Origin of the sequence: Shewanella sp. HL-SH8 (assembly GCF_051165765.1) — a bacterium.
Lineage (GTDB): Bacteria > Pseudomonadota > Gammaproteobacteria > Enterobacterales > Shewanellaceae > Shewanella > Shewanella glacialimarina.
In genome coordinates this window covers 3,859,362-3,877,603 of record NZ_CP195039.1, presented here as the reverse complement: position 1 = coordinate 3,877,603, position 18,242 = coordinate 3,859,362, and the positions used below count along the sequence as shown (strand labels likewise).

The window sequence follows — 18,242 nt, the reverse complement described above, 5'->3', positions numbered from 1 at the left end:
GGTGATTAGATTGTGATATATGGTGATTTTTGTTATTGATTTGCTATTATCGCCGCCATTGTTAATTATCTAAAAAAAAAAGCGAGCACGCGGCTCGCTTGAAAATATCCAGGTACAACAATAAAGATGGAACAGGTCAATTATTTTGTTTATCCATTGTTGACATGCGAGAGTAACAAATACGTAAACGAATATAATGAGTGAAAAGTGATTTATTACTGATTTCATATGATTTAACAAAGGATTGTTATTGCACTGGGTGGCGACGGAATGGATATGCTGTTAGCAAATAAAAATTATAAAATAAATAGCTTAACGTTAGATTTTTCAACACAAACTCTCGCTTTACATGCGGATAAATTTGTCCAACTTAAGCCTCAATCATTTCAGTTACTGTACTATTTTTGCCGTAGTCATCATAAAATTGTCAATAGAGAAGAATTGATAACTCATGTGTGGCAGAGCAGAATTGTCAGTGATAATGCCATTAATAGAGCGGTATCACAGTTACGTGCAGTTATTGCGCAGTTAGATCCAAACATTGAATACATACAAACATTACCTCGTACAGGTTATCGCCTGTGTGTGAAGGTTGTTGAAGCAGACAATCTAATCGCGTTCGAAAGTGCACCAGATAAAACATCAGAAAACACTGTGCTTTCTCCTTTGGTAGCGATATCAAACCCAACAGCTATATCAAACCCAACAGCTATATCAAATTCAATATCTATACCAAATCCGACAGCTATACCAAATCCGACAGCTATATCAAATTCAACAGCTATATCAAATTCAACATCGGTTAGTATAGACAGTGAGCAAGCTGATAATCCATCCAACACAAAAAAACGTTTTATCACAAGCTTAATGTTACTGCTACTCGTTATAGGATCAATAACAGTATTATCTGCATCATCAATTTCAACATGGTTAAAGGGTAAAACTCAGCAATTAACTAGTGAGGCATATACTTACCTACCAGGTGCTGAATATGACACCAGTACATCGCGAGATTGGGTTGTTTATATCAATAGAGATGGGCCTGAATATACTGTCATTGCCAATAATAAGCATAACGAAAAACAAGCTGTTTTACATAAAAGTGCAGACACTATTCGTTTTCCTAAATTGTCGCCTAATCTAGAATACATGAGTGTTTTTTTGCGTAAAAATGAACGTTTAAACTTGAGAGGGTGCCAACTTAATGTGTTTGATTTTCATTCTTTAGCCCTGCTAAAACAGTATCCATGCGGCTTGGGCAATGTGGTTAATCAACGTTGGATCAATAGCTCCACAATACAAATTGTGACTGCGACAGAAGACCAAGGCATTAGTACCATGACTATTGATGTTAATTTACCTCAACAACCACCTAGTGTCAGTCGAGCATTTTCTGATGTGCACTTAAAATTTATTAGCATTCAATTTTCACCTAGCGGTGATGAAATAGCGCTGCTGAGTCGTAATTTAATCAACAACCAAACGCAGTTAAATGTGTTTTCTAATTCATCATTAATCGCTCAACGCAGTATCATACTTCCTGGTGTAAACATTAATGCCGTACTTTGGTTAGATAATGGTAACTTTATGTGGTTAGAATCTGGGCAGTTATTTACCACTGATTCAACAGGTATGGCTCGAACAGAAGTCGTAACCGACATAAAGGACATTACATTACTCAATGCTGTAGATGGCGATAATATTTATGTTAGTCATGGTCAAACTCGCACTAATTTGATCAAGGTTGCAAGTGATGGTAATGAGCAGCCGGTGGCAATATCATCGCGAGACGAATTTATGCCTGTTTTTTCTCATCATTCTGAACAGTTTATTTTTTTTAGTAATAGAACTGGAAGCAATGAAGTCTGGTTAAGTCGTAATGATAGTTCGATTAGCAAAATACCATTGCCAGAACACGAACTATTAATAAAGCCAATACAATGGTCACCTGATGATTCACATATTGTGATGACGACCAAGCGCGCTATTGTAATTTATTCATTTGATGATGCTAATTTAACCGAAATCGATATGCTTAACTCACAACAAATCGGGTGGGTAAATAATACAGAATTAGCTGTTTTAAAAGGCCAAAATAATAATGAATTAACCTTTTATAATCTGAGTAACCATACTCAGAATGAGGTTGTCTTGCCCGCCTCTATTGCTCACTTTCAAATAGTGGATGAAAAATTATATTTCAGTCAGCATAACAGCAGCGATATTGGTGTATATAACTTAGCTACCCACAAAATTGACTATTTAGGCGTTGAGGCCAACAGCGGCCAAGGAATGTGGCAAATAGAAAATGAGTTTCTTTACTACATGCCTATCAGTCAGGATAAATTGCATATAGAGAAATTGAATCTGAAAACCGGGATTAAGCAGCCTGTATATTATTTTAACATTACAGATGCACCTATTTTCTCGATTTCATCGTCACTCAATATTTTAATACAGCGGCAGATACGCGATGAATCCGATGTCAGTAAAATCTTGATGCACTGAAAATAGTGCCGTCGACTTTAACTGAATTTTATATCTGAATGGTTTATTGATGAGTTTCATCTGCTTTCAAGAGATATTATAGGGGGCATATTTTTGATGAATAGCACCTCAAGTGGTAATTTTTTAAACCATTTTTTATAATTTTTCGTACTTAGATTGTATTGTTTATTATGCCAATAATGAAGTTAGAAAGGACTAAACATGATCATAGCTTGCCCCCATTGCGATACTTTAAATCGCGTGCCACAGGATCGCCTTGAACAACAACCTACTTGCGGTAAGTGTAAGCAAAGCCTATTTGTGGGCGAGCCGATGGAGCTTACTGCGGCTAACTTTAGCTACCATGCGAACAAATCAGAATTGCCATTAGTGGTCGACTTTTGGGCCAGTTGGTGCGGTCCTTGTAAAAGCTTTGCCCCAGTATTTACTCAAGCAGCTAAAACATGGGAGCCCACATTTCGCTTTGGTAAACTTAACACAGAAGAGCAGCAAGCATTAGCGGCTCAATTCAATATTCGATCTATCCCAACCTTAATGGTCTTCAAGCAAGGCAAAATAATTGCACAGCAATCAGGTGCTATGCCAGCATCAGCATTCAACCAATGGCTAGAGTCAGTAAAATAGGCTTTTAGGTTTTTGATAGGCCAATATTGAGATAATCATAAACGCGACAATAAGATGTCGCGCTTTGTTACGGCGAGTCTAGTTCAGGTTAGTCATTCTCGCTGTGGCCGTAACTTAATACTCGAGTAATTTGCCACTTATCGTCAACCTTGTGCCAAACCATCACAAACTTAGCTTTACCTTCACATTCATTCGTCTTACTTTGACAAAAAATATGCACCCCTTCAGTGATGGCGCCAAAGTCCTTAATCGAATGTACGTTGAAAGTCCCCTCAACCAGTTTTCGGCTGTAATGACCACATGCATTATTTTTGGTGTTGGCTATCATGCTGTCACGATCCCAAGTTACCCCGCCATTATCGTGATAGAACTCAACATCAGATGCAAAAAAACTAGCATGTTTTTCCAGCTCATCTGGACTCTGACAACGATTAAATGATTCAAATACCTCTGTATCTAGGGCTTTCATTTTGTCTGTAAGTATTAGGTCATCAGCAACTGCTGTCATTGAGACAAATACTAATAAAACTAAGGCGATCTTGGTCATTTTTCGATTCCTAGAGTCGTGCCCATCACTCTTGATAAGCAACCCTATTTCTACCTAAGTGTTTAGCTTCATAGAGCTGTGCATCTGCTTGTGATAGCGCACTAGATAGCGTCATTTCTGCTTCAAATTTGGCTATGCCTATACTTAAGGTTATGGGCAATACCTGATCTTCAAATTTGAATTTATGTTGACTAATTTTTAGCCGAATAGATTCCGCTAACGCTAATGCTTCGGCTAATTCTTCAGCTTCAACTATGACACAAAACTCTTCGCCACCTATTCTAAAAGTACAGTGATGATTGGCGATAAGACGAATTTGGGAGGCACATTCTTTAAGGATAATATCCCCAGCTTCATGGCCATAGTTGTCATTTATTTCTTTAAAGTAATCAAGGTCTAATAACAAGATAAACATTGAAGTATTAGATTTTTCTGACATTTCTTGGAACTGTTTTGATAAACCCAAACGGTTATAGCTTTGGGTAAGAGGGTCAAGCAAGGCTAACTCTTGTAACTCTCTTTCTGAGTTCTCTCTGTTCGTTTCATATACATAAGATACGATCCACACAATAAGATAACTGCATACAAAGTTAATTAGCATAGATGGGAAAATCACTTCCGACTTTACGCTGATATCGAACACTGAAAACAGCAGCAAAATACTGGTAGGAATAGCGGCTGTTTTTTTACCCAGTATAAGAAAGTACAGCAAAGGGATAACCAGCGCCCAGCAAAACCGAAAGCTGTTTAAGTCTGCGATATAAACAGCAAAAATAATCAATGCTGTAAGGCTATAAACGTATAGATGCACTTGCCAAAGTTGATGGCGTTCATTTAAAGCACGATGCATTACTACAAGAGATAGCAAAGAGTACATTAGCTGAAAAGCCGCTAACACTGGATTGCTGGCTTCTCTAAATAAGTTAAATAGACCTAAAAATAAACCAATGACACTCAATACACAGCAGGTGCCTATTAACACTTTTTTTCTAAGCCGATAGGTTTTATCCAACTTTATTATATGCATAACGTATCCATGTCAAATTAGTCGTTTTTATATTATTGCATCATAGCTTTTATTTGAAAAACTGAGTGAATAAACTTAAAAAAACATGCCTAAAAACCAATTATTTTATTTGGTAATCAATTGATTTTAATTTACATTTATTAGTCTATGGGCCAGCTGTTGTGGCTAGCACTTATCGAACACGCTACTCCAGTGACGCGACAATTTCCCGGAAAAAGGCAATAGTTTCATGCTTAGAGATTAAGCTGTCTTGAAAGCCTAAATCTGCGCTATTTTTGACGATGACGACATTGTGTTGCTGATTGATGTAAATATATTGGCCGTAGACCCCGACACAAAAAAACTCACCCGCTTCAGCGCCGGGTGGTAACCATATTTGATAGCCATAACCAAGTTTGTCAGCTTGCGGTTGCAGGTAATCGGCTTGTGCTGTGGTGGCTGCTTTTATCCAAGGCTGTGAGACGATTTGTTGACCATTATATGCGCCGTTGTTAAGCAGTAAACGGCCAAAGCGGGCGTAGTCGCGAGTAGTAACATTCAAGCCGCCTAATGCAAATGCTGAGCCTTGGGAGTCAGTAAGCCAGTAAGCATCGCTTTGCATGCCTATTTTGTCCCAAATGTTGGTCTGTAAAAGCTCAACTAATGATTTGCCGGATACTCGTCTTGTAATCATGCCAATGACATGGGTATCCATGCTGACATAACGAAACACTTTACCTGGAGGGGACTGATTAACCAGCTCACTAGTCATTTTATCTAACGAACCACCAATGGCCAGCACACGACCCATTTTATTAATGTCAGAATAGAAGTCTTGGTAATCTTCATTCCACTTAACCCCGGATGACATTTGTAAAACGTGTTTTACTTTCACATTGGCATAACCAGAACTTGCTAGTTCCGGTAGATAAAAATCGGCGCTTTTTTCAATATCAATTTTGCCTGCATCAACCTGCATACCGAATAGTATCGATACAAATGATTTCGCCATTGACCAGGAGATGCGTTTGTCATCACTTTGGGTGCCTAAAAAGTATTGCTCGTAGGTAATGTTGTCGTCTTTAAGCACCAGCAATGCCGTTGTTGCCCGCCGCGTGAGAAACTCGTTTGAGTGGGTTGTTTGGTTTCGATAGTTAAACGTCTCTGGTAAAGGCGTTAAGTTAACGCCAAAGGCAGAAGGCTCGCCATGTTGGTTAATTTTCTGGTTAAAAAAGATATCGTTCATGTGTGAAAAATTATCGACGATTAAGGCATCATCAAATAGGGTGATCACGCTGTACAAGCGATTAACGCTTTGCCAATTAAATCCAACAATAATGATGATAACAACAAGAATGCTTAAAACAGCACTTTTGATGAACTTTAACAAAGACGACATTGATGACCCCAAATGGATTAAATTTATTTACTGACAATAACTTACCGTCATGCGAAACATAAATCAAATGGTTAGCTGTGAGAGAAGCGTTAACCACTATTGTGTGCATAGCGGGCGCTATTATCAGGTTTATTTCTTGTGCTTTTTAAGATCGTCCACTATATCAACAACCATTTGGCCAATCAGCTCAGGTTTTTGTTGTAGATTTTCTTCAAGCAATTCTTGCTCTTCTTGGTTATTGACGGTTTTGAATGAGAAATACACCGTAAAAATTAGCCAGAACAATAAGTTGCCCCCGAAGCTAGGCCAGAAGCCGACAAGAAACCAACCTATTATGGTGAAAATGATCAAGCCGGAAACAGCGGTGAAAATAGTCAGTAATATGGTGTTACCTGACACTTCATCGGGATCGTAATTACCTGATACTCGTTCAAAAAATTCAGTGAGAACCTTTCCGTTTTCAGCGTCTAATAGAATACATTCAGCACACTGATCTTCACTGGGTAGAACAGAGAAATGCAGGTTAAAGTGTTCGCTAAAGAGGGCATTGGTAAAAGTAAAAAACTCAGCTTCAACCCAGTCAGATTTTTGTGACCACGCGCCTGTTAAGACTTTGCCATCAACCGTACATGAAATGGTGGCTTGATTGTCAATGTAACTAGATTGTATGTCAGATACTTTATCGCTTAGCTTGGCGTTCTCAACAAACATCGCCAGCAGACCTGCATAATCATCATCGTTTTCAATGCATTCACAGTCAAACATCACAATACGATCAGCAGCATGTGCTCTAATGTGCTCGGCCACTTCGTTTGGTTCAATGTCTTCATCGACATCTTTACTTACCCAATTGCTTTCTTTTAAAACAGGTAGGATTGTTTCCAATAGCTTTTCTGTTTTGCTGTCCATCATTCCTTCAACGACAGTACCAATAAAATGACTTATAAATATCATCATCATCCTTAATTAAAATACAGTTAAAACAAAGGTATAAAATAGTCTGTAGTTTACCTGCGGCCTTGCCTTAATCCAACCTCATGTTTGTCTGTTTGAGCGAACAATTTTTAATAAACTAAGTGTAGCGCTATTCGGATCTGGGACTGTTTCGGGTCAAGTTAAATTTGGCTGAAGAAATTCATTGTAAATTTAGTGGATTTAACATCAGCTATTGTACTTCTGGCGAGCGGTGTTAAATTCGCTTAAAGTCTTTATCTAACATGTTACTCAGCAGTAGTTTTCCCGCAGGGTTAACCCTAAACTCGCCATATTTGGCTTTAGCAAACTCTTCTGCTCGGCCCTCTTCAAAGAAAAAAGCATTACTGGCGAGTTTTACTCTGCCGCTTCGCACCCGATATTGAATTAACTGTTGATTTGGCTGTAAGGTTTGACCTTGGTAAAGGGCTTCAAATTGGGCCAGTTGATGTTGTGCTAGGGTAACGATAAACAAACCATCATGGTTTTCTAGGTCATTTGCTAGGTTAATTTGGTTGGTTATTTGGTAGTTGAGTGCCATATAGTCGCCCTGCATTAACGAGCGAGGGTCGACGGGCGCCAGTTCAAATACCACAATATCTCCGTTGGCAAGCTGCTGTTCTTGCTGATAAATGCTGAAGTTTACTAGTGCCAATATGGCTAAAGCACTGAGTGTCACCCCAATCGCGCTTTTACTTAAGGTCATGGCGTAGCTCCTTGTTTGCGATTGTTTTGCCAATCGATAAAGCCATCGTCAAGCGGATCAGCAATAACACCACACCACTGGCCATTAACCATAATGATTTGTCGAATAAGTTAATGTGCAGCGAGTAGTAATATAGGCCGATAAAGCTAACTAATGCGCAGATGGCAAGTGCAAGGAGTTTGAGTTCATTGTAGAAGTAACCTAATAACAGCATCAATAACGCTGTACTTATCCCCGCCATGGGAATGGATAATAAACTGATTAATATTGCGCTTAAGATGGCGATAAATTTAACTCGGCTAAGCTGTGCTGTGTTTGTTAGCTCAATAGGCTGGGTGCTTAACTGATTAAATACTTGGTGGATTAACCACAGTGCAGATAACAGTACCATAGCAACAGCAAGGTATTGACTAAAGCGGGCGTCAAATGCCATCAGTACTTCGGGAAGGTCGATCCATCGGCCCATATCTGACAAGGCAAAGTTAGCAAACAGTAAATTAAGGCTCAGGGCGTAACCTAATACGCGCAGACGTTGATAACACTGTGGCCATCGATAAAGCTGCGACCACACTAGCATTAAACTGACAATTAACAGCGGCAGAATAAGTTGACTGAGTTGGTAAATTGCCAATATCGCTAGCACGCTGGGTACCATTGCTATGGCAGCGATAAATTGGTTGGCCTTGTGCGGAATAAGCCACCAATGTAAGGCAAAAACCAGAGCATACATTAACGCTATGATGCCATCATCAGTATGTTTTAGCGCGTCGTAAATTCCCCAAAGTAGCATAAGTTGGCCAGATATACTGAAGGCGAATACCATTTGCAGCACAAACTCTTGATTACTTTTACCCACGCGATAATAGGTTACACAGCCAAGTGTAATGAGTATACCCATCACCAGTATCGACAGTTCCTTGTCGCCGACAGAGGCAATACTCGCTAATACAAATGCCAATATAAACAAGGCTGCTATCCAACCGCCAATAATTTGGGCACCTATAATATACCAGGGACTTGATAACGGAGTATCAGGTGCTATGTCGTTGCCAACCAGTCCCTGATTAAATAGTGATTGCCATAATTGTGCTTGCGACCCTTGGGCTGGGCTATTTGTTGGCTTACTCATCGCTGGCATCCTTATGACTAAGTTGGGCTTTTGCGGTGAACTCTGTTTGTATTTGCTTTAGCCAATATAAGCAGCCGCTGGTGAGACCGACAATGATCATGGCAATCAATAAGAAGATCCCGATGGGATCATGACTTTCAAATAAGCCCCTTGATAGTAGTGACACTATGGTCGCGCAGAGGCTGGTAAATACTAAGGTGAGTGGGTAAAGCGCAGGCGAACGGTAACGATACCAGCCAAAAATAGCGGCCATTATCGTTAAATACAGTAACCAGTAGTAACCCAAGTTGACGGTGGATTTGAAATCAAAAATAACCCAAATCATCAGCCAAGTTAAGCTGACAATACTTGCTAATAAGCTGGTGGCCTCAACTGCTGGGCACTGAAAACGTAACTGAGCTTGCCATGTTAGCTTGCGAGCAAGGGTAAATAGTAGGTGAATAGATAAATTAACTAAGCCAAAAATGGCAATAATTTGAATATCTTCCAGTAATAGCCCAAACACATGTGAGAATGAATCAAAGTAAATGCCCAAGCTGACGTTCAACAACACCGCAACAAGTAGCCACAACAGATCAAACCCTGCGATAACAGCAAAGGGTAAAATGAACACAGCCCACAGGGCAAACAACTGCCAGGGATCAGCACCTGTTTGATAGGTTTGCCCGACTAATGCGAGTAGTGCGCCGACCATGATACTGGCACCTAATAACATGGCGTTGGGTAAGTTCCAGCCTGCGTTTAGCGCACTAAACTTAGGTGGTTTTGAGGTATTTGCTACACCATTAGCGAGATAAAACCCGCCAATAAAGACGACAAATAAGCTTTCAATCATCGCAAATTTAGTCAGGTTGGCTAACGCATCCCAATTAAATGCCATAAAAAATATTACCCCAGCCCCAAGCAATAAAATGCCAACAAATAACACTAAATTAGAGATGAGTTGCAGCCAATTGTGTTCATTGGGATAAGGGTAGGCGACTAGCATGGCGGCGTTAAGATTGTTGGGGGCTATTTTACCCTCAGTAAACCATTGCCATATTTCTGAACGTTTTCTGATTATCATTCCTTTTCCTTGGAATTATGCCGCGGATGATTAACACTGTTTGACGATTTTTGGGTGACCCATTGTGGCCCATTCATGGTAGATATCACCTAAATATTGCTTGGCGAAACTCCTTGGTGATCTATGCTCATAATGAAAAACAATGGCCAATATAGCAATCATAATCATCTAAAAGTATGCCTATTTGATTGGACGTAGTGAATTTTTGATTCAATGGATAGATTTATGGCATAAAAAAAAGCCAGCTTCCTGGCTTTTTATATTATTAAATGGCGCTTACTTTATGTCGTTTGCGCCATTAATTATGATGCTTAGAAAGTGATTGATTTGTCAGCACTACAGGTAGCAGTAGCGGCTTCACAAACTTTGTAAGTGTAGTTAAGGGTTGATTTGGTGTTTAATGAATCGGTGTGAGCACCATCATTGGCGGTGGTGGTGACTTTAGTGCCGTTACGATAAACATCGACATTGTTACCTGACAATCCAGCAAAGCTTAAGTTGATAAACTTAGCACCTTTACTCTTCACGCCATTCAAGCTTAAAGTAATATCGCCGCCAGTAGGTGGAGGTGTTACGCCGCCTGCACAACCATTAGCCGTTAAATACGCATGCGCTGCAGCAGCTTTAACAATACCGTATCCAAAGTAATCATCTTTACCTGACGCGCCAGCATCTTGAGCGGTTGCTTTAAGTGCTTTTCGAATTTCAGTACCGGTACATTCATTGTGCTGTGACCAAACTAATGCGGCAATACCTGAAACCGCAGGTGTCGCCATTGACGTTCCGCTCATAAAGCCAAAATCAGATGTACCAATATTAATATTAACACTTGATGCCGCAAGTAAAGTTGCTCGGTCTTCAAACGCTGCACCAACTGCAGGGATTGAAGTTGCGTTAGCATCACCTAATGTACCGTAAAGCATGCCCGATGCATTATTAATAAGCACTGCGCCAACACCACCAGATGCTTCACAGTTTGCTACTTTATCGTAGAAAGAAATAACGCCACGATCGATAATACATACATTACCATTTGCGCCGCTATCTACCGCTTCTGCTGTACCCATATAATAAGTTGAGCCAGTGACATTGCCAGAATTTTCCATTGCAGAAGAAGCAACAAATGCGTTATCTGCAGTTAACGAAGATGCTGTAGCCATGCCTGCTGGATAAGTAGATAAGGTGTCTACGCCACCGGCGGTGACTTCAACACAAATGGTTTCATCTGTAGTTGCACGACGACCACTACCTGAGGTACAAGTTGGGAATTGAGAAAAATCGGCAATGTTATTATTAGCATCATTAGCACCAATCATCATCACTGATGGGTAACCGGCTGGGTAAGAACGCACATTGTTACCATCATTACCTGCTGCGGCAACGACTAAACCACCTGCGTCAGTAAACGCTTTAAATGCATTTGATTCAGTGGCGTTAGAACCGCCACCACCTAGGCTCATACTGATGATTTTAGCACCCGCTGCACTACATAAATTTGCCGCTTTTGCTAAATCTGATGAATAGCCCCAGCCTGCTTCATTGAATACTTTAATGATGTGTAAATCGACACCTGGCGCCATACCGACAACACCAAAACCATTATCTGCTGCTGCAATGGTTCCCGCTACGTGAGTACCATGTGGGCCACCGTTAACATCCCAGCTACCTGTGCCTGAATCATTATCACCGGAAATATTGTTCCACTCAAAATCAGTATTGCTACGGTCTAACCCTGAATCGATGATACACACTTTAATGCCTGCATTAGGGTTAAAGGTGACTTGGTTAGCTTGTGATTGATATACCGCATAAGGTGTTATTTGCTGGGCCATTGGGTTGCCGCTGTCATCAGCAAATACAGACATTAAATGACGTGGTTGATCTAATTCAACAAGTTTAACGTGGGGATTATTTAATAGCCCTTTTACTTGTTCTAAGTCTTTACCACTAAATGTAGCAGCGATAAAGCCGCCGCCATCAACATGGATTTGCGCGCCTAACTGCTTTGCTAAGGCTTTAACAATGCCTTTTTTTTGTTGATCTACTTGAATGACATAACGATCATCTGCTGCCTGTGATGAGGCACAAACGCCTACAGTTAGAGCTAACATTGCACTTGAAAGTATAGATAATTTCATTGTTTTTCTCTTTTTAGTTATTGTTTTTACCACCACTACATCAGCCTGTCTTTGCAAGCTTTGATAGTACATATTATTTAAAGTCTTTCTATCTAACTCAGTAGAAAGTAGCACAAGGTATTATTTTAACAATTTTTTAACTTGATATTGCTTTAAATACTTTTATGCAAATTTTAAAATATCCACATGAGTTTATGAAGTGTTGTTTTATAAGGTTAATTTTTAAAGAGTTACTTCTTTTCAGTGCTTTATGTGTTTTTTGTGATTAATTGTGCGATTGTTTTTATAAATAAGTCATTAATTTTTTAAGAATTATTTTGTTACACCATTTAACATTTGCTTAACAAGTGGGCGTGGTTATACTCAGATCTGTCCACTCATCCAACGGAAAACATATATGCCAACCCATTTCAAACTTAACGCTATAGCAATAGCGAGCTTAATTCTATTAGGCGGTTGTAATGATAATAATAAAAAGGATGACTCATCGGCTGCACAGATCAGCAAAGTGACTCAAGATGTAAGAAGTTTAGTTAGCAAATTAGCATTAACGGGCGACCCGAGTAGTGGTCGTGATTTACCTCAAGTCGGCACCCCTTTAGTCACATTAGGTATGCAATTGTTTTTTAGTAAAGCGTTGAGCGGCGAAATGGATGTTGCCTGTGTGAGTTGCCATCATCCTGCTTTGGGGGGCGGAGATGCATTAGCTTTATCAATAGGTGTTGAGGCGATAGATCCTGAACTACTTGGGGCGGAGCGTGAACACCGTTCAGATGGGACACATTTTGATGGTGGCCCAACAGTGCCACGTAATGCACCCACCACGTTTAACATAGGTTTATGGGATAAAACCATATTTCATGATGGTCGAATTGAAAGTATTGAAGGCACAGTCGGTACCAATGGCAGTGGCACGCAAACACTTACTCCAGACTCAGCAAACAGAGAAACGCCAGATCCTCAAGCGTTGAACTTGGCCGCCGCTCAAGCGCGTTTTCCGGTGACTTCAAATGAAGAGATGAAAGGCCATCATAAAAGTGATTTAACCAATGAAGGTATAAGAGATTACTTAGTTGCTAGATTGAGAGGTGATAATGCAGATTTAACCACAAATCAATGGTTAGCTGCCTTTCAGTTAGGTTTTGAAGATGCAGCAGGAACTGCTGAGTCGCTAATTAACAAATCGAATGTGTTTCAGGCGATCGGTGAATATGAACGTTCGCAGGTGTTTGTTGACAACCCATGGCGTGACTTTGTAGCAGGTGATGATGATGCTATCGATATTACTGCTAAAAATGGCGCTAAATTGTTTTTTGCCACTCAAGCTGAAGGTGGGGCGAATTGTGCAAGTTGCCACAGTGGTGATTTTTTCACTGATGAGTTGTACTACAATATTGCTATGCCACAAATTGGCCGAGGCAAAGGGGATGGTGTGACTGGCACAAATGATTTTGGACGCTTTAAAGTGACTAAGCAGGCAACTGATAAATTTGCCTTCAGAACCCCTTCATTATTGAATGTGAGCGTGACGCTACCTTATGGGCATAATGGTGCGTATTCATCTTTAGAAGCAGTTGTGCGTCATCATTTGAATCCAGAAACTGCGGTAACCAACTATTCGGTATCGGATAACGTGACTCAGGTAGGTGTACAAACCAATAACATGGCTGAAAACACCCAAGAGGCTATTGATCAGCTAATCAGTGATAGAGTTGCAGGAGTAGATAATGTTATTGAAGATATTATGTTAAGTGATGAGCAAGTATCTCAATTGATGGCATTTTTAAATACCCTGACAGATAAGTGTATTGCTAATACAGCAACAGATGCCTGTTTAGATAAATGGGTACCTAATGATGCAATAGCCGATCCCGATGGTTTAAGGTTACAGGCTAAATTCAGCCAGTAATAATCACTAGCGCAATAAAAAACAGGGGTCTATATAACCCCTGTTTTTTTATTGATATCGGTCTTATTCAGTGGATAAAAACTGCAATGTTTAACCTTGAGTTAACGCCACCTTAGTTAAAGTGTATATCGATGTGTCGTGGGAGTTTTAAGATAAATAACCGCCGCTCGGGTTAAAAAGTCGGGGTGAACAAGCCATTTTCAAAACATTTACCTGTTTGATACGGTTATTATCTTCACCTAAATGGCTTTAGCAATCACATTTATCGCTGCCGCTATTGAGCATCAAGCGTGTATTGCCTACAATGACGCACGCTTTATTCACAACAGACAACGACTATGAACGATACAACTTCACAACCTGCTTTACCAGATCGCTTAAGCGTTAACCCACGTAGCCCACACCATGTGGCTGCTATTTTTGAACATGAAATTGGCATTACCTTAAACGGTAAAGAGCGTTTTGATGTTGAAGAGTATTGTATCAGTGAAGGTTGGGTAAAAGTCCCAGCTGGCAAAGCGTTAGATCGCCGTGGCCAACCATTGACGATGACGATGAAAGGTAAAGTTGAAGCATTTTATAAGTAATCTGAGTATTATTTTTGTCGCTAGTGAATGTGCTAGTGATGATTGCAGCTAATTATTGAATGTATAAAAAAGCGAACCCATGGGTTCGCTTTTTTTTGGGGTGAAATTCACGCTGCTTTTGTGAGCTGTTTCCTGATTTAATCAAGTCCTAGCTCTATCAAGACCAGCTTCATCAAGCGTTAGAAGTTGGCTCTTATACCAGCATAAACGCTGCGACTTTTTTGGATGTAATCAAGATCAGTTGCTACTTGATCGCGTTCTTCATCTAATAAGTTAGTCATCCCCATTTTTACAGTAAACATAGGTGTTATTTGGTAGTGAGCACCTAAATCCACGCTGCCATAGCCTTCTGATTTCACTTTGGTGCGCAGATATTGTTCACCCGTGTAATGATAACCCACGAAGGTTGATAACCCTTCAAGAGCAAGCCATTTGACCTGCACGCTGTAACTTTCTTCTGGGGTTAAGGTAAACGGATCGCCACTTTGTTTGTCTTCGGCGTTAGTTTTACTGTAATTCGCGTTTAGGCTTAAATCTTGAGTCAGATCATACCAAGCATTGGCTTCCCAGCCGTTAATTTTTGCTTGGTTTACGTTGTGATAGGTAAGTACTGCGCCCGGTGTGCGGTTCCAGGACTCTGTGATGATTTTATTTTCAACATCATTATGGAAATAAGTTAGGGTGCCGCCAAATGTATCGGTTTGATATTGCGTCGATAATTCATAGTTAACTGAGGTTTCAGCTTCTAAGTCAGCATTACCTATGACATTACAGGCACCGCGACAAGCAGGGATGATGTAATCAGGTTGAGATTGTGACATGTTAGGCGCCTTAAACGCTTTGCCACCGCCACCTTTAATGACCCAATCCGATGTTAAGCTATAAACTAAATATGCTCGAGGGCTAAATTGTGTACCGTAAATGTCATGATGGTCGACGCGACCACCTAAGGTAATATTCAGTTCGCCTAAGCTAAATTCATCCTGTAAATACAGCGCTGACTGCGTATCGTCTAATTGACCATCTCCTGAAATATTGCGCGTGTTATCTAGCTGAGTCCAGCGATATTCACCGCCACCGGTTAGCATATGGTTTCCCACTAATACCGTGGCTTGGCCATCGACAGTATCGTTGGTTTGAGTAATATAGCCGATTTCGCTAATTAATGCGGAGTGATCAGTAACATCAACCTTTTCATGATAATAACGTAAACGGGTGTCACCCCAATTCCAATGACCATTATGGCTCAAACCACTGCTAATACGTTCAGCCGCTTGATAGTTGGTGAGAATAGTACCCCAGTTATTCCAATCAGATTCACGGTCATCGTCGGCGTAACTCAGGTCTAATTGTAAATTTTGTTCATCGCTAATAAGCCACTGCAGATTTGTTAATACACTGATTTTCTTTCTATCCTCTAGTGCATCGACATTAGGTTTTAAGTCTGAGCGCCAGGCATCACGTTCACTGCTGTCTATTATCAAGTTAGCTAAAAGCTTGTCTTTGATTAACGCGCCGCTGGTATACAGATTATAAGCAGTAGTATCACCACCGTCACCACTTGTAGGGGTATCGTACTGTACGCCAACACTGGTTTGCCACTCTGGAGTCGGTTGACGCAAAATAACGTTAACAACCCCGCCTAATGCTTCTGAACCGTATAAAGATGACATAGGGCCGCGTACTACTTCAATGCGCTCAATAGCCGACATTGGGATGGAAGATAAATCAAAATCGTTACCATAACTTGAAGTTAACGCTTCGCGTGAGTTGATGCGTCTGCCATTAATTAAAATCAGGGTGTAGTCAGAATCCAGTCCACGCAAACTGATTTCATTGCGTCCATATGGCGTGCCTTCGCTAATATTGACGCCTTGTAAATAACGCACTGCATCGGCTAAATCATCTATGACTAATTCATCTAACTCTTCCCTTGTGACCACAGACACAGATGCAGGAGCCATTAACTCTGAATGCTGGGTTTGAGTTGCAGTAATCACCATACGTTCAATCTTATCTTTCGCCGGTGTTGACTGGGCATCGTTAGCAAGAACTAAGGTGGAAGGTATGAGCAAGCCGCATGTTATGGCACAGGCTAACAATGACCGTGCAAAGTGCTGATGGGAAAGTCGATTGGGGATCGATGCACAGTGTTGAATGGGTGGTAAAACTTTAGCAGGAGATCTAAAAGTAGGCATAGGGTATTTCTCATAATAATAATTTACGCGAATGATAATTATTATTGTTTGAGGGTTCAAGGAGACATGTCACCTAAGCTTGTAAACTTTATGTAAAGATTTTTAGCGAAATGGTAAAAAGAAGTGAGCGGAGGGGAATAATAGAATCAGCACTTTCTTACGATCGGTAATATGAGTTCTATCTGGAACGTCAAACACAGCGTTAATTACGGCGCAGCCAGCGTTATTGACTGTTTAGTAAACTCAATGGAGATGATTTTCACAGAGGAATAAAATGTAATAATGAAAGTGAATCCAGTGCTTGTCTGCAACTTGCGATAATACAGATACATAAATAAATAGGCCTCAGCAACAACTCTGAGGCCTATTTATGTAAGCAAAGTGCTTAAATGAGTGGCATTAACTGCTTATTGAGTGCTGTTAATTTTACACTACTCATTTTTACAAAATATCATTTAATGCCACACCAATACCGATGCGCTGGTTATGGTGGTTGTAATCAATTAAGCTTTCGCCATAGCCATTAAAGTACTGGGTATAAACACGCAAGTTACCTATGATGGGATAACTCCAGGTTAATTCGACAGCGCCTTTATTATCACTTGCTAGATTATTTCGCAGTAACATAGTGAATCTGTGTTCATCTAAACCGTAAACCCCGGTGACTTCAACATGACCCATATAGTCATCGATATCTGGGTTGTCATCCCCTTTTGTATCGGTTGGGAAGGCTTTTTCATCCTCAGGAATACGCCACCAGGCTTTTATGCCTAAAGCAAAAGGGCCGCGGTCAAATACCATGGTGCCATAAAGACGATTCCAACTTCTAGACAAGGGATCAGCTTGTCCATTTGATTGGTGCACCGCGCCAAATCCCCAAAAAGAATTTGTTAAGCCTGCCACTTTCCAGTCATTGTTAAATAACATGAACATTTCCGGTTCGTGGTTAGTTTCACGAAAGGGTGATGACACCTCTTTGTTGTATAGCTGCCAATAAGATTGGTTGGTATAGGCAAAAAATAAATGGCCATTATCACCAAACATATTATACCAAAGTGGAAATTTGAAACTAATTTGGAACTTGGCTTCAAGATCATCAACTTGGATATCTTCGTCAGGATATTTTTCCTTAAAAGGTGTGTTGTTAGTCCGTGACTGGTATGTCACAGGTAAAATGTAGTTTGGCCTGTGGGGAGTCAGTACAAAAGGTTTTTCAGATGTGGCTAACTCATCTTTTACTCGCTCATCAAGCAGTGAGTCTTCAGCAAGTAAAGAAAAAGAGAAAAAACCTGCGACTAAGGGCAGTACCATCAAAAGTTTTGGAGGTCTCATTGTCACTAGTCCGTTAAGAGTGTTCCTATCATGTAATGGCATTGTAAGCGCAATTCTTGAGTGAAATCATGTGAAATTTTATTTTTTGATTGATATCGAGTAAAAAGTCTCGCCTCCTTAT

General features: G+C 40.3%; 15 protein-coding genes. 4 read left to right on the top strand and 11 right to left on the bottom strand.

The window, feature by feature from the left end; all coding sequences use genetic code 11:
- The first annotated feature begins 270 nt into the window (after window positions 1-270).
- Window positions 271-2,508: a winged helix-turn-helix domain-containing protein gene (locus ACRWQN_RS17145; protein ID WP_434939075.1), complete on the top strand. Its 2,238-nt coding sequence runs from the start codon at window positions 271-273 to the stop codon at window positions 2,506-2,508.
- A 201-nt stretch (window positions 2,509-2,709) separates the two neighbouring features.
- Window positions 2,710-3,132 (top strand): thioredoxin TrxC, encoded by a 423-nt coding sequence (gene trxC, locus ACRWQN_RS17140; RefSeq protein ID WP_434927100.1) that lies wholly within the window; start codon window positions 2,710-2,712, stop codon window positions 3,130-3,132.
- Window positions 3,133-3,220: 88 nt separating this feature from the next.
- Here trxC and ACRWQN_RS17135 read toward each other — a convergent pair whose 3' ends face one another.
- The 9 genes from ACRWQN_RS17135 to ACRWQN_RS17095 form a co-directional block, all read right to left on the bottom strand.
- Window positions 3,221-3,679, bottom strand: coding sequence for a nuclear transport factor 2 family protein (locus ACRWQN_RS17135; protein WP_434939073.1), 459 nt, complete (start codon window positions 3,677-3,679; stop codon window positions 3,221-3,223).
- A 25-nt stretch (window positions 3,680-3,704) separates the two neighbouring features.
- Complete coding sequence (locus ACRWQN_RS17130) at window positions 3,705-4,706, bottom strand: GGDEF domain-containing protein (RefSeq protein ID WP_434939071.1); 1,002 nt, start codon at window positions 4,704-4,706, stop codon at window positions 3,705-3,707.
- A 184-nt stretch (window positions 4,707-4,890) separates the two neighbouring features.
- Window positions 4,891-6,084: a serine hydrolase domain-containing protein gene (locus ACRWQN_RS17125; protein WP_434939069.1), complete on the bottom strand. Its 1,194-nt coding sequence runs from the start codon at window positions 6,082-6,084 to the stop codon at window positions 4,891-4,893.
- A gap of 129 nt (window positions 6,085-6,213) precedes the next feature.
- Window positions 6,214-7,038 carry a hypothetical protein gene (locus ACRWQN_RS17120; protein WP_434939067.1) on the bottom strand — a complete coding sequence of 275 codons (825 nt, stop codon included), beginning with the start codon at window positions 7,036-7,038 and terminating at the stop codon, window positions 6,214-6,216.
- 235 nt (window positions 7,039-7,273) lie between these two features.
- Window positions 7,274-7,762: a GDYXXLXY domain-containing protein gene (locus ACRWQN_RS17115; protein ID WP_434939065.1), complete on the bottom strand. Its 489-nt coding sequence runs from the start codon at window positions 7,760-7,762 to the stop codon at window positions 7,274-7,276.
- A complete protein-coding gene (locus tag ACRWQN_RS17110) occupies window positions 7,749-8,891 on the bottom strand; it encodes a DUF4401 domain-containing protein (protein WP_434939063.1) in 1,143 nt (380 codons plus the stop codon). Before ACRWQN_RS17110 ends, ACRWQN_RS17115 begins: the two co-directional genes overlap by 14 nt.
- Window positions 8,884-9,957 (bottom strand): DUF2157 domain-containing protein, encoded by a 1,074-nt coding sequence (locus ACRWQN_RS17105; RefSeq protein ID WP_434939061.1) that lies wholly within the window; start codon window positions 9,955-9,957, stop codon window positions 8,884-8,886. The genes ACRWQN_RS17110 and ACRWQN_RS17105 overlap by 8 nt, the downstream gene beginning before the upstream one ends.
- A 30-nt stretch (window positions 9,958-9,987) precedes the next feature.
- A complete protein-coding gene (locus tag ACRWQN_RS17100; protein ID WP_434940693.1) occupies window positions 9,988-10,119 on the bottom strand; it encodes a DUF7661 family protein in 132 nt (43 codons plus the stop codon).
- Between the two features lie 149 nt (window positions 10,120-10,268).
- Window positions 10,269-12,095, bottom strand: a complete 1,827-nt coding sequence (locus ACRWQN_RS17095; RefSeq protein WP_434939060.1) for a S8 family serine peptidase — start codon at window positions 12,093-12,095, stop codon at window positions 10,269-10,271.
- Window positions 12,096-12,492: 397 nt separating this feature from the next.
- Between ACRWQN_RS17095 and ACRWQN_RS17090 the strand changes: the two genes are divergently transcribed.
- Together ACRWQN_RS17090 and ACRWQN_RS17085 are read left to right on the top strand one after the other, a co-directional pair.
- The gene (locus ACRWQN_RS17090) at window positions 12,493-14,004 is read left to right on the top strand and encodes a cytochrome-c peroxidase (protein ID WP_434939058.1); all 1,512 of its coding nucleotides are present in this window, start codon (window positions 12,493-12,495) and stop codon (window positions 14,002-14,004) included.
- A gap of 338 nt (window positions 14,005-14,342) precedes the next feature.
- On the top strand, window positions 14,343-14,591 hold the full coding sequence (locus ACRWQN_RS17085; protein WP_434939056.1) for a DUF3297 family protein: 249 nt from the start codon (window positions 14,343-14,345) through the stop codon (window positions 14,589-14,591).
- 179 nt (window positions 14,592-14,770) lie between these two features.
- Here ACRWQN_RS17085 and ACRWQN_RS17080 read toward each other — a convergent pair whose 3' ends face one another.
- Both ACRWQN_RS17080 and ACRWQN_RS17075 read right to left on the bottom strand, forming a co-directional pair.
- A complete protein-coding gene (locus ACRWQN_RS17080) occupies window positions 14,771-16,750 on the bottom strand; it encodes a TonB-dependent receptor domain-containing protein (RefSeq protein WP_434940692.1) in 1,980 nt (659 codons plus the stop codon).
- A gap of 480 nt (window positions 16,751-17,230) precedes the next feature.
- Window positions 17,231-18,100: a phospholipase A gene (locus ACRWQN_RS17075; protein ID WP_434931965.1), complete on the bottom strand. Its 870-nt coding sequence runs from the start codon at window positions 18,098-18,100 to the stop codon at window positions 17,231-17,233.
- Window positions 18,101-18,242: the final 142 nt, after the last annotated feature.

Coding starts and splice junctions, on each gene's coding strand:
- ACRWQN_RS17145 (WP_434939075.1), top strand. CDS start 271: ATGGATATGCTGTTAGCAAATAAAAATTATAAAATAAATAGCTTAACG.
- trxC (WP_434927100.1), top strand. CDS start 2,710: ATGATCATAGCTTGCCCCCATTGCGATACTTTAAATCGCGTGCCACAG.
- ACRWQN_RS17135 (WP_434939073.1), bottom strand. CDS start 3,679: ATGACCAAGATCGCCTTAGTTTTATTAGTATTTGTCTCAATGACAGCA.
- ACRWQN_RS17130 (WP_434939071.1), bottom strand. CDS start 4,706: ATGCATATAATAAAGTTGGATAAAACCTATCGGCTTAGAAAAAAAGTG.
- ACRWQN_RS17125 (WP_434939069.1), bottom strand. CDS start 6,084: ATGTCGTCTTTGTTAAAGTTCATCAAAAGTGCTGTTTTAAGCATTCTT.
- ACRWQN_RS17120 (WP_434939067.1), bottom strand. CDS start 7,038: ATGATATTTATAAGTCATTTTATTGGTACTGTCGTTGAAGGAATGATG.
- ACRWQN_RS17115 (WP_434939065.1), bottom strand. CDS start 7,762: ATGACCTTAAGTAAAAGCGCGATTGGGGTGACACTCAGTGCTTTAGCC.
- ACRWQN_RS17110 (WP_434939063.1), bottom strand. CDS start 8,891: ATGAGTAAGCCAACAAATAGCCCAGCCCAAGGGTCGCAAGCACAATTA.
- ACRWQN_RS17105 (WP_434939061.1), bottom strand. CDS start 9,957: ATGATAATCAGAAAACGTTCAGAAATATGGCAATGGTTTACTGAGGGT.
- ACRWQN_RS17100 (WP_434940693.1), bottom strand. CDS start 10,119: ATGATTGCTATATTGGCCATTGTTTTTCATTATGAGCATAGATCACCA.
- ACRWQN_RS17095 (WP_434939060.1), bottom strand. CDS start 12,095: ATGAAATTATCTATACTTTCAAGTGCAATGTTAGCTCTAACTGTAGGC.
- ACRWQN_RS17090 (WP_434939058.1), top strand. CDS start 12,493: ATGCCAACCCATTTCAAACTTAACGCTATAGCAATAGCGAGCTTAATT.
- ACRWQN_RS17085 (WP_434939056.1), top strand. CDS start 14,343: ATGAACGATACAACTTCACAACCTGCTTTACCAGATCGCTTAAGCGTT.
- ACRWQN_RS17075 (WP_434931965.1), bottom strand. CDS start 18,100: ATGGTACTGCCCTTAGTCGCAGGTTTTTTCTCTTTTTCTTTACTTGCT.